13 protein-coding genes are annotated in these 14,169 nt (G+C 37.7%); 4 read left to right on the forward strand and 9 right to left on the reverse strand.

Features of this window, described 5'->3' with window-relative positions; translation table 11 throughout:
• The coding region (locus F6K54_RS26170) for a hypothetical protein (RefSeq protein ID WP_293084030.1) at positions 1-189 on the forward strand (189 nt) is incomplete at its 5' end.
• Between the two features lie 254 nt (positions 190-443).
• On the opposite strand, the gene F6K54_RS26175 is transcribed toward F6K54_RS26170, so the two are convergent.
• The 9 genes from F6K54_RS26175 to F6K54_RS26215 form a co-directional block, all read right to left on the reverse strand.
• Entirely contained in the window at positions 444-644 is a 201-nt protein-coding gene (locus tag F6K54_RS26175; protein WP_124146093.1) for a hypothetical protein, read from the reverse strand.
• 319 nt (positions 645-963) lie between these two features.
• A complete protein-coding gene (gene nuoK / locus F6K54_RS26180) occupies positions 964-1,269 on the reverse strand; it encodes an NADH-quinone oxidoreductase subunit NuoK (protein WP_192901159.1) in 306 nt (101 codons plus the stop codon).
• A gap of 27 nt (positions 1,270-1,296) precedes the next feature.
• Positions 1,297-1,914 carry an NADH-quinone oxidoreductase subunit J gene (locus F6K54_RS26185; protein ID WP_293084033.1) on the reverse strand — a complete coding sequence of 206 codons (618 nt, stop codon included), beginning with the start codon at positions 1,912-1,914 and terminating at the stop codon, positions 1,297-1,299.
• Positions 1,915-2,146: 232 nt separating this feature from the next.
• Complete coding sequence (gene ndhI, locus F6K54_RS26190) at positions 2,147-2,761, reverse strand: NAD(P)H-quinone oxidoreductase subunit I (protein ID WP_293084036.1); 615 nt, start codon at positions 2,759-2,761, stop codon at positions 2,147-2,149.
• A gap of 338 nt (positions 2,762-3,099) precedes the next feature.
• Positions 3,100-4,218 (reverse strand): NADH-quinone oxidoreductase subunit NuoH, encoded by a 1,119-nt coding sequence (gene nuoH / locus F6K54_RS26195; protein WP_293084039.1) that lies wholly within the window; start codon positions 4,216-4,218, stop codon positions 3,100-3,102.
• A gap of 181 nt (positions 4,219-4,399) precedes the next feature.
• Positions 4,400-5,845, reverse strand: a complete 1,446-nt coding sequence (locus F6K54_RS26200; protein WP_293084041.1) for a chloride channel protein — start codon at positions 5,843-5,845, stop codon at positions 4,400-4,402.
• A gap of 237 nt (positions 5,846-6,082) precedes the next feature.
• Positions 6,083-7,225, reverse strand: coding sequence for a citrate synthase (locus tag F6K54_RS26205; protein WP_293084043.1), 1,143 nt, complete (start codon positions 7,223-7,225; stop codon positions 6,083-6,085).
• 832 nt (positions 7,226-8,057) lie between these two features.
• Positions 8,058-8,579 (reverse strand): phosphohistidine phosphatase SixA, encoded by a 522-nt coding sequence (gene sixA, locus F6K54_RS26210; RefSeq protein ID WP_293084045.1) that lies wholly within the window; start codon positions 8,577-8,579, stop codon positions 8,058-8,060.
• A 397-nt stretch (positions 8,580-8,976) separates the two neighbouring features.
• Positions 8,977-9,474 (reverse strand): HNH endonuclease, encoded by a 498-nt coding sequence (locus F6K54_RS26215; protein WP_293084048.1) that lies wholly within the window; start codon positions 9,472-9,474, stop codon positions 8,977-8,979.
• 230 nt (positions 9,475-9,704) lie between these two features.
• Between F6K54_RS26215 and F6K54_RS26220 the strand changes: the two genes are divergently transcribed.
• The 3 genes from F6K54_RS26220 to F6K54_RS26230 all read left to right on the forward strand — a co-directional run bounded on the left by F6K54_RS26220 (position 9,705) and on the right by F6K54_RS26230 (position 14,014).
• Entirely contained in the window at positions 9,705-10,925 is a 1,221-nt protein-coding gene (locus tag F6K54_RS26220; RefSeq protein ID WP_293084050.1) for a transposase, read from the forward strand.
• Between the two features lie 294 nt (positions 10,926-11,219).
• Complete coding sequence (gene alr / locus F6K54_RS26225) at positions 11,220-12,437, forward strand: alanine racemase (protein ID WP_293084053.1); 1,218 nt, start codon at positions 11,220-11,222, stop codon at positions 12,435-12,437.
• Between the two features lie 581 nt (positions 12,438-13,018).
• A complete protein-coding gene (locus F6K54_RS26230; protein WP_293084056.1) occupies positions 13,019-14,014 on the forward strand; it encodes a glycosyltransferase family A protein in 996 nt (331 codons plus the stop codon).
• Positions 14,015-14,169: the final 155 nt, after the last annotated feature.

The raw sequence follows: 14,169 nt of genomic DNA on the forward strand, positions 1-14,169 counted from the left end.
TGTCATATCATGTCCGGTTTAATAATTAGACAATGGTTGTCCGAAGGCAGGAGGCAACCCACCCCTAACCCCTCCCAGGAGGGGAAGGCAGGAGGCAGAAGGTTTTCTCAAGAGTGTCAACTTAATTTTATGCACGCTCCGATGCTACCGGACATGATATCAGAAGTCAAAAGTCAGAATGATCGGTAAATTCAACAATGAATAATGAATAATGAATAATGAATAATTACCTCTCCTTGAAAAGAAGAGGATTGACTAATAATGAAAAATTTTCTTTATTATCCCCTTAAAAGGGGAGGCTTTAAACCACAATTTTTCGGTAAAAGATACGGTTAGGGGTTATATAGAATGTGGAGTCCTTAAAGTTTTCAAGCAAACTAAAAAACCCAATTTCTTTTGTGAGTTGAAACTGGGTTTTTAAATAAAAATAAATATAAAAATAACTAAAGAGTTTGTCTAGAAATCAACTTTTCAAAATGAGCTTGAGTTTGCTGCAACATTTCCTCGCGACCATCTTTTGCTTGATTAAGAGAAGGAACTAAATTACGAGCGTGTAAAGTCATGTGAAATTGTAAATCAGCTACATATTCACTAACATCTTGATGTAAAGAACAAGATGGATATTTTTTAATTTCTGAATTCAAAGTTTTTTCCTCCCCTAAATTATTTGAGCTTGTTTCTGATTACAAACGGTAGCACGAAAATTATTTTATGTTACAGCTTTAGTAACGAAGCTTAATATTTTTCAGCAAATAAAATTATATTTCTTTACATAGTATTAAAAAAAACTTTTTCCGGACAATAAATACTTACATCCAGATGCACAGAGAGATGTTGAAAACTGCTCAAACCAAACATTTTATAGTATTAAAAAGTAAGCATTCAAATATTATTAACTAAAGTTGAACGCTGTTTGCGGAGCATTCCGTAGGAAATGCTAATAGGTGAATGCTTACCTTCCAATTACCACTTTAATAAATTAAACTGTTCCATATCTACCGTGTCACGGTTACGATAAATTGCAAGAACTATCGCCAGACCAACAGCCGCTTCAGCAGCAGCAACAGTAATTACAAACACAGTAAATACCTGACCTTTAATATTTTGGGGGTCTAAAAAATTAGAAAAACCCATCAAATTTAGATTTACAGCATTAAGCAGTAACTCAATAGACATCAGCACCCGAACTGCATTGCGACTGGTAATTAAACCATAAATACCTATACAGAAAAGTGCTGCGGCTAATAACAAAAAATACTCCAGTTGCAATTGCATAAACTTATCAACTCTTTGAATTTAATTAGTAGAAATTTCGCTAGAACCAGGCACTAATTCACGGGGACGTTCTGGCAAACTTAAAACAGGTGTTTGAGGGATATCAGTCGGTACTTCATCAGGCAAAATATCACGACGAGCCAAAATAATAGCACCCACCATTGCCATTAACAAAAACACAGAAGCAAGTTCAAAAGGAAGTAAAAAATCACTAAAAAAGTGTCTACCAATTAAAACAATTGAACTTTCTGTATTAGCAATACTAGCACCAGGAATTGACCAAGAAGTAGATAATACCATCGTACTGAGTAGAGCAAATAAACCAACGCAAACTAAACCTGTAGCTACCTTTCTAAACCAAGCATTAGGCAAAACTTTAAAATCTTCTCGTTTATTTACAAGCATAATTGCAAATAAAATCAAGACATTAACAGCTCCAACATAAATCAAAACTTGGGCAGTAGCCACAAAATCAGCATTTAATAAAAGGTATAAACCAGAAATACTCATAAATACTCCACCCAACAAAAACGCTGAGTAGACAATATTAGAAAATAACACTACTCCCAAAGCAGCAGCAATCATCATTATGCTTAACAAAGCAAATGAAACAAATTGAACTCCTTGTGCTAAATCCACTTTTTATTCCTTTAGAGATTTGTTTATTTTGATTCATCAGCTATTAGTTATTAGTGGATGGAGAAAAATCAAGTTAACCATTTCACACCTAATAACTAATAGAACTAATAGCTATTTTTGGCATTGCATAATTGCGGGATGATTTCATCAGAAAGGAGCAACTATAATCCCCGTGTCCCCGTGTCCCCGTGTCCCCGTGTCGGCCTCAATCATCCCATTATTCAGCAATGCCCTATTTTTCTGTAGTCTCTGCTACTGGTTTTTCAGCTTCCATTTGTTCGAGAATTTCTTCCGGACGAAGACCAGCACGACGTGTATCTTGAGGAACTGTATGAGGGTCTATAGCTCCTTTAGGTAAGTAAGCTAATTCTCGCATAGGAGTTACCATTGGGTCATTTGTCACCTTATATGGTAATCGTCCCAGGGCAACATTATCATAATTCAACTCATGGCGGTCATAAGCTGCTAATTCATACTCTTCCGTCATAGATAAACAGTTAGTTGGACAATATTCCACACAGTTACCGCAGAAAATACAAACACCAAAATCAATACTGTAATGTTTGAGCTTTTTCTTTTTGCTTTGTTTATTGAATTCCCAATCAACTACAGGTAAATTAATCGGACAAACCCTTACACAAACTTCACAGGCAATACACTTGTCATATTCAAAGTGAATTCTGCCTCGAAATCTTTCAGAAGGAATAAGTTTTTCGTAGGGGTATTGTACAGTAATAGGACGACGGCTCATGTGGTCAAAAGTTACAGATAAACCCTGACCAATATATTTAGCAGCTTGAAAAGTTTCTTTAGCGTATTCGCCTACTTGATTGAGGAATTTGAGCATGGCGTTTTCTCCTATGAAATCTAATTAGCGGAAAAAGTAATTTTAGATTTTCGATATAGTTTAATCTAAAAGTCTAAAATCAGCTATGGATTTATACCATTTCTCAAAAGTCTTGCTACATCTCCTTGAGAGTAGGCAGTAGAGAGTAGGGAGTAGGATGAAAAGACATAATTCAGAATTGGATTATATCTTTAAAACCCCTCACAGACATTAGTATTTGCTGGTCTTGAATTTATTAGAGGATATTCAGGATAAGTACCTCCATGTCTAGAAACCAGGGACTAATTAATTCTATTTTCCAACTTCTGACTTCTGACTTCTAACTTCTGACTTCTAATTTATCCTCCAAAAGCAAATGGAAAGGCTAACTTTAGGGCTGCAGTTAACAGTAGATTTACCAAAGCGACGGGTAGGAGAAACTTCCATCCCAAGTCTAATAATTGGTCAATCCTGACCCTTGGTAATGTCCAGCGTAATAAAACAGCAATGAATACTAGAAAATAAGCTTTGAGCAATGTCATAATAATGCCCAAACTAGCAGTAATTATTTGTAGCCAGGGAGTTGTCTCACTTACTCCTAACCAGTCACTGAGAAGTCCCACTGGTACGGGGGACTCCCAACCACCTAGATATAAAATTGCGACAAACAGAGCAGATAGAACCAAATTAATGTAAGACGCTAGGTAATAAAGGGCAAATTTCATCCCTGTATATTCTGTTTGATATCCCGCTACTAATTCTTCTTCTGCTTCAGGAAGGTCAAAGGGAAGTCTTTCACATTCTGCCAATGCTGATATCCAGAAAATGAGGAAACCCGCTGGTTGTCTCCAAATATTCCATCCTAAAATGCCATAGCCTGATTGTTGGTCAACAATATCAATTGTACTGAGGCTATTGGACATCATCACTACTGCCAGTACAGCTAAAGCTAAAGGTATTTCATAACTAATAGATTGTGCTGCTGCTCGTAAACCTCCTAGTAGAGAATATTTATTGTTGGAGGCATAGCCAGACATCAGCAGGCCAATGGGCTGAATACTGGAAAGGGCTATCCATAAAAATATTGCTACCCCCAAGTCTGTAATGATTAAATTTTGTCCGAAAGGAACTACTAGATAGGACAAAAATACTGGGATGGCTACTATTACAGGGCCTAGAGTGAACAATAGAGGGTCTGCTTTAGAAGGAACAACGTCTTCTTTGAAAACTAGCTTCAAGCCATCAGCTAAAGGTGCTAGAGTTCCCAAAGGACCGATGAATTCGGGGCCAATTCTTTGTTGGGCTGCTGCGGAAATTTTTCGCTCTAGCCACACTGTTACTAGAACACTAACAGTAGCAGCGATAATCATCAATAACATGGGTAATGGTAGCCAAACAGTTCTGGCTATTTCTGGGGATAAGCCCAAGTCTACGAGAGCTTGAATAAATGTTCTTTGTAGATCGATTCCTGAATTCATTTAGAGTAGGATTAAATAAGTATTATTACTTTGTTTGTTGATTTTATCAGAAAGATAGGGTTCTGAGATTAGCCAAACTCGATATTTTTATGGAGCATGGATAATGGATAATTGATAAAAGAGGTTTCTTTTTTTCAAAAAATGGCTTGTTAATCAATGCTGACCTCAACGGCAGTTACCATTAACCAACGCCAATACTTAAACTTCCCTCTTGCTTTCTAGGGCGTTGAGTTCTTAACAAACCAATATTGCTAGTCAATATAAAACTGGTAAAACTAGCGATCGCTATAATCGGAATTATCGATGTATCAGATAAAACACTCAAAATAATCGAGGTGCTAATCGGAGTTTTGGTAATCGATACATTAATGGCGGCCATGCAACATAACATCGAAATAGTTGGATGTACTTCTGGAATTAAAAAACTGATAGCCAACCCTAAACTTGCTCCCGTGAAAAATAGGGGAAAGATAAAACCCCCTCGAAATCCACCATGAATGGTGAAACTAATGGCCATCATTTTAGCCAGACAAATTCCGAGTAACGTTACAACTGTAAGTGTAGTAGCTGGCTCAATTAATTGAGTTTCAATTTGTTGCTCACTAAAGAAGAGAGTTTGGGGATATAAAACTGCCAACCAACCAATTCCCAAACCTCCCAAAATTGCTCGCCAAATATGCCTATTTTCAATAGGTTGGATGGCCAACTCTGTGAGTCTAAAAATCCCAATAAACAAAATTCCAGCTAAACCACCAACTATTCCTAGAATTCCAGCTTCCAGAAGATTTAGCCAACTCAAAGCAGGAATACTATCAAAGTAGTCAAAGTGATAGATACCTCCAATTTCTAACCCAGTGCCAAACCGAAACACACCAAAACTAAAAATCCCTGCAACAACTGCTGGAATAATTGCTTCATAATACTGAATTCCGCGACGATGGGGAATTTCCAGGGCAAATAACGGGCCACCAACCGGATCGCCAAAGAATGCTGCTAATGCTGCACCCATACCACAAAAGGTCAGAACTCTTGTTTCCTTAAGACTCAAATTCAGTTTATCTGCAATCCAACTTCCTAAACTACCATTAATTTGTACCAGAGGTGCTTCAGGTCCCAAACTTCCACCAGCAGTAATTGATACTAAAGAAGTGGCAATCATTCCTGGCGTTTGACTTGGTTCCAAACGACCAGGATCGTGAATTTTCTCAATCACCTTTGCCATTTCTCCTGGTTGACCAAAGAAATAGAGACACAAACCAACACCAAGTCCCCCAATTGTTGATACAATCCAAGTGTAGTTCCATGCTGGGAACCAATCCGGGAAAATTCCTGTGAAGTAGTGCTTCCCTGTTTCCCAGACAAACTCCAAAAAGTGTTCTAAAACAAAGTAGTAAGCTGTAGCAACTAATCCCCCCATAATCCCAACAGCACTGGTATAAAGCAGAACTTTGGAATACAACAATTCTTGAGTTGGACTGCTTAATTCTAGTTCGTTGTCTTTGACATTTTGATTATTCATATTAGGGAAAGACCATTTAATCTCCCTCTTAATCAAAATCTTCTGGGCGATCAATCCAACTGCTAGTACGAGAAGGCTGATTACAAAGACAGAAGCAAAAATATTCATAGGTAAAAAAAATCATTAATAGTTTCCTACTAATAATGACTTTTAGTCACATCCTTGACATCTTCCCGAAGCTGATATTGAGATACTGTCCAGGATGAACAATCTATGCTACAAACCTATGCGTTTTTTCGTTCTGTCATACTATATTCTTCCAGAAGAGTTACACTTTTCATGTCCCATAGCATTTCATCTCCGCGACAGCCGAAAAACAATTTCTAAATTCTGAATTCTAAAATACTAACGTTCTTGAATGGGAGTATAAGAAGTATTATGCTCTCCTGTATAAATTTGTGTAGGACGAAAAATCCGATTTGCTGTTAACTGTTCTTTCCAGTGAGCTAACCAACCAGCTACACGAGCAATAGCAAATATAGGTGTAAATAAATCACTAGGGATTCCTAATTTTCGATAAACCAAACCAGAATAAAAATCCACATTTGGGTAAATCCCTTTGTGGCCTAATTTTTCCTCTACAGCCTTTTCCATCTCTAAAGCAATCTCATAATATTTGTCATAGCCAAACTTATCAAATAACTTTTCTGCCAGTTCCTGAAGAATAATAGCTCGTGGGTCTTTCACTTTATAGACTCTGTGACCAAAACCCATAATTTTTGCCTTTGTCTCCAAACATTTTTCTAGATATGGCCTAACATTTTCTACAGAACCAATTTCGGACAACATAGTAATAACGTCTTCATTAGCACCCCCATGTAGTGGGCCAGCCAAAGTTCCCACTGCCGAAGCGATAACTGCATAAGGATCTGTCAAAGTAGAAGAAGTTACCATAGCTGAGAATGTAGAAGCATTAATAGTATGTTCAGCATGGAGAGTCAGACAAACATCAAATACCTGTGCTGCTAGTGGATCGGGTTCCCGTTCATTCAGCATATATAAAAAGTTGGCTGCATAGTCCAGGTCATCTTTTGGCTGTACAGCATCGTTACCTTTACGCATTAACTCGGAAGCAGCTACCATAGTTGGGATTTTGGCCAGTAACCTGACCACTGCAGACCTAATATATTCTGGGTTATCAAGAGCACGGCGAGAATAAAATAAACCTAAAGCTGCTGCTGAAGTCTGTAGAGCGTCCATGGGATGTCCAGTTTCTGGGAAACATTTCATCATGTCCCGAATTCTGTACTTAATTCTTCTGTGATAGCGAATGTCATGCTCAAAGCTTTCTAATTCTTCTTTGTTAGGAAGATAGCCCCAAATTAATAAATATGCTGTTTCCAGAAAAGAACTCTTTTTTGCCAGTTCCTGAATATTAATGCCTCGATATTCCAGTACTCCTAGCTGTCCATCGACGTAGCTGATACTTGATTGGGTAGCGGGAACACCTTCTAAACCTGGTTTAAATTCTATGCAGACGACAGACATTACTATACCTTTTACTTAGTTAGAATATTCTGAACTTACATTATCAACTAGCTTAGTTGTGTTGTGGTTTTGACAATAATTTATTAATAATTCTGGCTATTGATACTTCCACCGTTAAATCAGATAAATCAGAGATGATAATGGGGGATGATTGCTTCTGAGATTTTTAACTAGGTAACAAATCAAATTTTCCATCAAATATCAGTAAAGTATTTCATTAATAAATTTCATTAATTGATAATTGATAATTGATAATTGATAATTACCTCTGGTTAAAACCGAGAGGATTGAATATAAGGAAATATTATTCTTTTTTTCCCCTTAAAAGGGGAGGCTTTAAACCATAATTATTTAATTATTTAATTATTAATTACTAATTATTCGGTAACTATTATCAAGTCTAAAAATTGCTTTTTTACAATCTTTATAGAGCAGTATTTAAAGTTAATATTTCAGCAAAAATATTTTCTATTCATTCACAAAGTTTATGAGTTAATTTAACATGAAAATTACGTCTATTATTGGCTATTTTATTATGTTATTTTGCTATTTTATTCTGGAGTATTAGCAAATTATTTTAACCTATATTTTGATTTTTATAGCAGTAAATTCTTTGGTGTTTGATATCAATTATCATTAATTAACCATAATAAATCAGTGATATTTAGATTGTTAAATATGACTTATACGCGGTAGACATTGCCACTTTATACCCGATATATCGCCGAAATGACCATCAAATAAAAATTATAGCAGTCGAAGTAAAAGGTGCGGACAGTTCCAAAGTTTAAAACTCAGATAACGTAGTAGTTTCCTTATTCCTTCTTCCTTCTTACTTCTTCCTTCTTCCTTCTTCCTTAAGTAGAAATTTTGGTGGTGCCAACCAAAACATTTGACTATTGCCTACTGGTGAACCAACTTCAGGCAAGGAAATACCTATAACTCCTGCTTTTTTTAGTATCAATACTTGTCTAGCTTCTCCCCAGATTAAAATTTCTGCCCAATTTGCTAAGTCTGGTTGATGGCCTACTAGGGCTAATTCTCTATTTTCTTGAGGTTGCCATGTTTTGAGCCATTTTAGCCAGATATTAATTTCACCATCAGGGGCTAGTGGTAAAAATTCTTCTACTTTAGAGCTTAATTTATTTTCTTGAAAAATTTTAGCAGTTTGATATGCTCTAACTAGAGGGCTAGTGAGAATTAGATTGAAATGAAGACCTAATTTTTTGAGTTGTTGAGCAATTTTGTTAGTTTTGCGATCGCCTGTTTCTGTCAAAGGACGCTCTGCATCTGTGGGATAATTTTCTGCATCTGCAGCTATACCGTGACGGATGAAATAAACATTTATACTCATAAACTGTTTAGCATTCAAACTATATAATCAAATTTTTGTTAGAGATAATGAGCTTTTAGTGTAACTGCTATTGCAAAACTGCTTATACCACTTTATATAAAAAAAGTCAATTTTAATCAAAAAAATAATAGACATCTCCTCCAAAAGAGGGAGTAGGCAGTAGGGACGTTCCATGGAACGTCCCTACAGAGTAGAGGGAAAACATTGATAATTTGTGTGTGATAATTGATTTGATTTTTTATGATCGGAGATGTCTAATCGCAGTCGAAGGAGCTGAAGAATTAGACAAAACCAGATTTTTTTTCTGCCTTCTGCCCTCTGCCTTCTGCCTTTTGCCTTTTGCCTCGCATTACTGTTTTACATACAAAAAACCCCTGCCTTCAGATAGACAGGGGCTTTATAAACCAATCACATATTTTTGCCATTCTTGATTCCTACCACTTTTAACGTGTTTAGTCAATTCAAAGTAAAGGCCACTATAGGGTTTTCGAGGAAGATAATGCAAAGTCATATTAGCCTCCTTTGGAGTGCGACTACCTTTACGGACATTGCAGCGAACACAAGCAGTCACAAGATTTTCCCAGGTATCGCCACCACCACGCGATCGCGGCACTACATGATCTAAGGTTAAATCGTCGCCTGTATAACTACAGTATTGACAGGAATGACCATCTCGGTGCATAATGTTTCGGCGTGTCAAAGGAATATCCTTATAAGGGACTCGGACATAGTATCGCAGTCGAATAACTGTAGGCAAGGGAATATCTGGCAGGATATATACCCCGTTATGCTCAATCTGCTCCGCTTTACCTTTGAGCAACAAGACGATCGCTCGTCGCCAACTCGTGATATTGAGCGGTTCATAAGAAGCGTTCAACACTAAAACATTGGCCATTGATATTTCTGAAAAGATAATATTTTCTCATAGGTTAACACAATCGATCTTTGCTTGGGACAAAAGTTTAGCTGAATAGCCGAGAAGCCTCACGCCATAATACGCAGATTTGACGGATGAATCGGCAGCAATTCGATGCCCATTCAATTTGCAACCATCCCACCAGAAGCTTTCGCCCTAGTTGAAAAACTTGTATTATTATTTTGCAATAACCCTGGAAATTTTCCACCATGCGCACTGCCTACCAATATAAATTAAGGCCCAACAAAGAACAAATAGCCACAATAGAAATGTGGTTGGAATTGTTGCGTCGGCAGTACAACTATAGGTTAGGGGAGCGGTTCTCGTGGTGGTCAGAAAACCGTTGTCCAGTTAATGCCTGCCCCTTGGTGATGCCAATTCCTCAACTCAGAGATAATCCAAATTATTACTCTCAAAAACGAGATTTGGTCAATACCAAAGACAAGTTTCCTGAGTATAAGCTGATTCATTCTCAGGTTTTACAGGATTGCATAAAACGGGTAAAACTTGCCTTTGATAGATGGTTGAAAGCAGATAAAAATGGACATAAATTAGGGAAACCAAGATTTAAAGGAAAAGGACGTTATCGTAGTTTTACTTATCCTCAAACCAAACAAACCTGCATTGAACGAAATCAAATTAATTTCCCCAAAATAGGCAAGGTAAAGTTAATTCAGCATCGTCCAATACCAGAAGGGTTTATAATTAAAACAGTGACGATTAGTCGCAAAGCTGATGGTTATTATGTGACTTTATCCCTAGAAGACAAATCAGTTCCAGCTTCGAGTTGTAAAGTTGAACCTACATTAAAAAATACTCTGGGAATCGATATGGGACTGAAGGAATTCTTAGTAACAAGTGAAGGAGAATCTGTACCCATACCTCAATACTATCGAAAATCTCAGCAACGATTAAAGACCCTACAAAAACGTTTATCTCGAAAGAAAAAAGGTAGCAAAAGGTGTCTCAAAGCAGTCAAAACTGTAGCCAAACAACATAAAAAAGTAGCCGATAAACGTAAAAATTTCCACTTTAAAACCGCCAATGAATTGTTATCAAAAGCGGATGTTATTGCCCACGAAAACTTAAACATTAAAGGGCTCGCAAAGACTCGTTTGAGTAAATCAATTAACGATGCTGGATGGGGACGATTCCTAACTATTTTAACTGTCAAAGCCGAAAATGCTGGACAGAAAACCATAGCAGTAAACCCCAAAAATACCAGCCAAGATTGCTCAAATTGTGGTGAAAAAGTCCCCAAAGAATTAAACATACGAACTCATTCTTGCCCGCATTGCGGTATTGTAATAGACCGCGACTGGAATGCAGCGATAAATATAAAAAATAGGGCGGTAGGGCATTCCGTCCTTAAAGCTCGTGAAGCCCGAAGGGCTACGAAACGAGAAGCCCACACTATAGCGCCAGCTTAGTGTGGGAGTATGTCACAGTTAAACAATTTTTTGACAAACAAATTTAAGGTATAAAAAACTTGGCGTTGCTGATTCTGGGTATGATTTGAGAATTTTGTATTTTGGATTTTGTATTCTGGATTTTGGATTGTTTGAACTACTTGTTAATATTAACTGTTCCCTGTTCCCTGTTCCCTGTTCCCTATTCCCTATAAAAAAAATCTTCCCGATCTGTAGTTGTATAGCCTGATAATCACAATTATGGTAGCAAATAGTTTTAGACCGGAAAGTTAACCAATTGAGGAGTTAGTCAAAATGTTGAGTTGGGAAAACCCTTCTTTTAAAACTCTGATAACAGAAAGCTTAAATCAGGGATCGATAGAAAGTGATGCTTATGGAGGGATTTGTCAAAGAGCTTGGGTAGAAATTAACGACCGGGCATTGGCCTATAATGTTCGACAGCTTAAAAATATTCTATCAGCAAAAACTAAATTAATGGGAGTAGTTAAAGCAGATGCTTATGGCCATGGAGCGTGTCAAGTATCTCAAACTATTTTAGAGGCAGGTGCAGATTGGTTGGCAGTCGCAACAGTGCCAGAGGGAATAGAGTTAAGGTTAGCTGGCATTGAAGCACCAATTTTAATTTTAGGGGCAACAGACCGACCAGAGCAAATTCAAGCGATCGCTCACTGGCAACTTGAACCAACTATTTGTACGCCTCAGCAAGCTTTAGTTTTTTCAGAGACTCTTTCCCATTACACTAAAGCAATGCCAGTGCATCTCATGTTGGATACAGGAATGTCTCGCTTAGGAATGCCTTGGCAAGAGGCAGTAGAATTTGTACAATTTGTCCAGAGATTACCAAATTTAAAAATTGCTAGTATTTATTCTCACTTAGCTACTGCAGATAGTCCTGACCAAACAGTGATGATAAAGCAGCATCAAAGGTTTGAAGAAGCAATACGTTCGTGTCGTATGGATGGAGAAGGTTTTTCTGATCATGTACAGTTTCATTTTGCTAACTCGGCAGCAACTTTAACTGACAATACTTTTCATTACGATATGGTACGAGTGGGTTTAGCTATTTATGGTCTCTATCCAGCACCTCATTTACATCAAAAAGTTAACTTAAAACCTGCAATGCAAGTTAAAGCTAGGGTGACACAGGTCAAAACTATTGAGGCAGGTACTGGTGTTAGTTATGGTTATCAATTTATTGCTAAAAAGCGGATGCGTTTAGCAGTGGTAGGTATTGGTTATGCTGATGGTGTACCTCGTAACCTTTCTAATAAAATGAAAGTTATTGTGCGCGATAAATTGATTCCTCAAGTGGGAGCTATTACTATGGATCAATTGATGTTGGATGTGAGTGCTATTCCCGATCTAGAAACAGGTGAAGTGGTAACCTTATTGGGAGAGCAAGGTAAGTATCAAATTTCTGCTGAAGACTGGGCAAATACTTTAGGGACTATCTCCTGGGAAATTCTTTGTAGTTTCAAGCATCGACTACCTCGTGTAGGAGTTAGGAGTTAAGAGTCAGGAGTCAGAAGTCAGGAGTCAGGAGTCAGGAGGTAAGAAAGAAATAGGTATAGAAGGAGAAAGTTTTTTGTTTAGCTAGCGCACAACGCACGTTAACAGAGTTCTATCTCTAAATTAGCTTCCAGACATGATATCATACCTTAAATCATCAACACCAGTAATGGCAGGTGGAGATCAGGAAAACTGAGAACGGGAGCAAGATGCTCCCACTGTCTATACCGCGATAAAAATAATAAAACGGGAGCAAGATGCTCCCACTTGCTATATCATTACAATGCACCACTACCATTTTTTGAAGTTACTGTAATTCTCAAATAATATAGAAACTTTCCATGGAAGGTCTCTACAAGATCTAGTGTTCCCTCTTGAATTTCCACCTAAAACCTACAACCTAAAACCTAATATCATGTCCGGATAATTAGTGATAAAAAAACTTTCTCTTTCTTTTCTTCTTTCTTCCCTCCTTAATTCTAAATTCTAAATTCTGAATTATGAGTAGTTTATTTATAACTGTTCAACCGGACATGATATAAGACCTAAGACCTACCACCTAAGACCTACCACTAAATAAATTCATGTCAACTACTACAACTCCACGGGTAAGCGTAATTATACCAGTTTACAACGGCGATCGCTATATTCGCCAGGCCATCGAAAGTATCTTATCCCAAACCTATCAATCCTATGAAATAATTGTCATTGATGATGGCTCCACAGACAATACCCCTTTAGTCTTGGAACCTTATGTTAAGGCTATCCGTTATATATATCAAAAAAATCAAGGGGTTTCAGCAGCTAGGAATCATGGTATAGACTTAGCGCGGGGAGAATTAATCGCTTTTCTGGATGCGGATGATTTTTTTCTACCGGATAAACTAACTGCTCAGGTGGGGGTATTTGATGCACAACCGAATTTGGGAATTGTTCACAGTGGGTGGCGCAGAGTGAATGAGGATGGTGAAACTATTAAAGATGAGACACCTTGGGATTATGTGCCGAAATTAGATTTGGAGGGGTGGTTGCGATGGAAACCAATAGGCACAATGGGGACTTTGATGTTTCGGCGAGATTGGTTGCAACAGGTGGGAAGTTTTGAGGCGGGATTAGGTCAAGCGGAGGATGTCGATTTAGTATTGCGTTTGGCTTTGCAGGGTTGTGAGGCCGACTGGTTGCGAGAGTCTACTGTTTGTTATCGCCAGCATGACCGGAATACAATGCGAGATGGGGTATCTCAGGCGCGGTCTATTAATGGGGTTTTGGATAAGTTTTTTGCGTCGGAGTCTCTACCTTTGGAGATTCAGTTGTTAGAAAAACAGGTGCGTTACAATACTTTGGTCTGGAGTTCGTGGTATTTGTACTATACAGGTTTCTATTCTGAAATGGTGGAATATTTACAAAGGTCTTGGAAATATTCTCCTTTTTTACCTGTGGGAACAGTAATTAATTGGATTGACAGCTTTACAGGATTTTCTGAGAATGTAGGAGACGATCTGGATGCTGATAAATTGGCTAAAACTTCTGAGTGGCAAAATTTAATGAGTTGGGTGATTAGTCATAGTGAGGTTTCTTGAAATCTTTGATCCTACATTCCGCACGACAAAATGTAGCAACCGAAGAAGGAGTCATATCATGTCCGGTTGAATAATTAGACTTTGGTGGAAGGAAGGCAGCGGGAGCTGGAGGCAGGAGGCAGAAGGTTTTCTCAAGAGTGTCACCTTGATTTTAA

Source organism: Okeania sp. SIO3B5 (assembly GCF_010692555.1).
In the GTDB taxonomy this organism is placed as follows: Bacteria; Cyanobacteriota; Cyanobacteriia; order Cyanobacteriales; family Microcoleaceae; genus Okeania.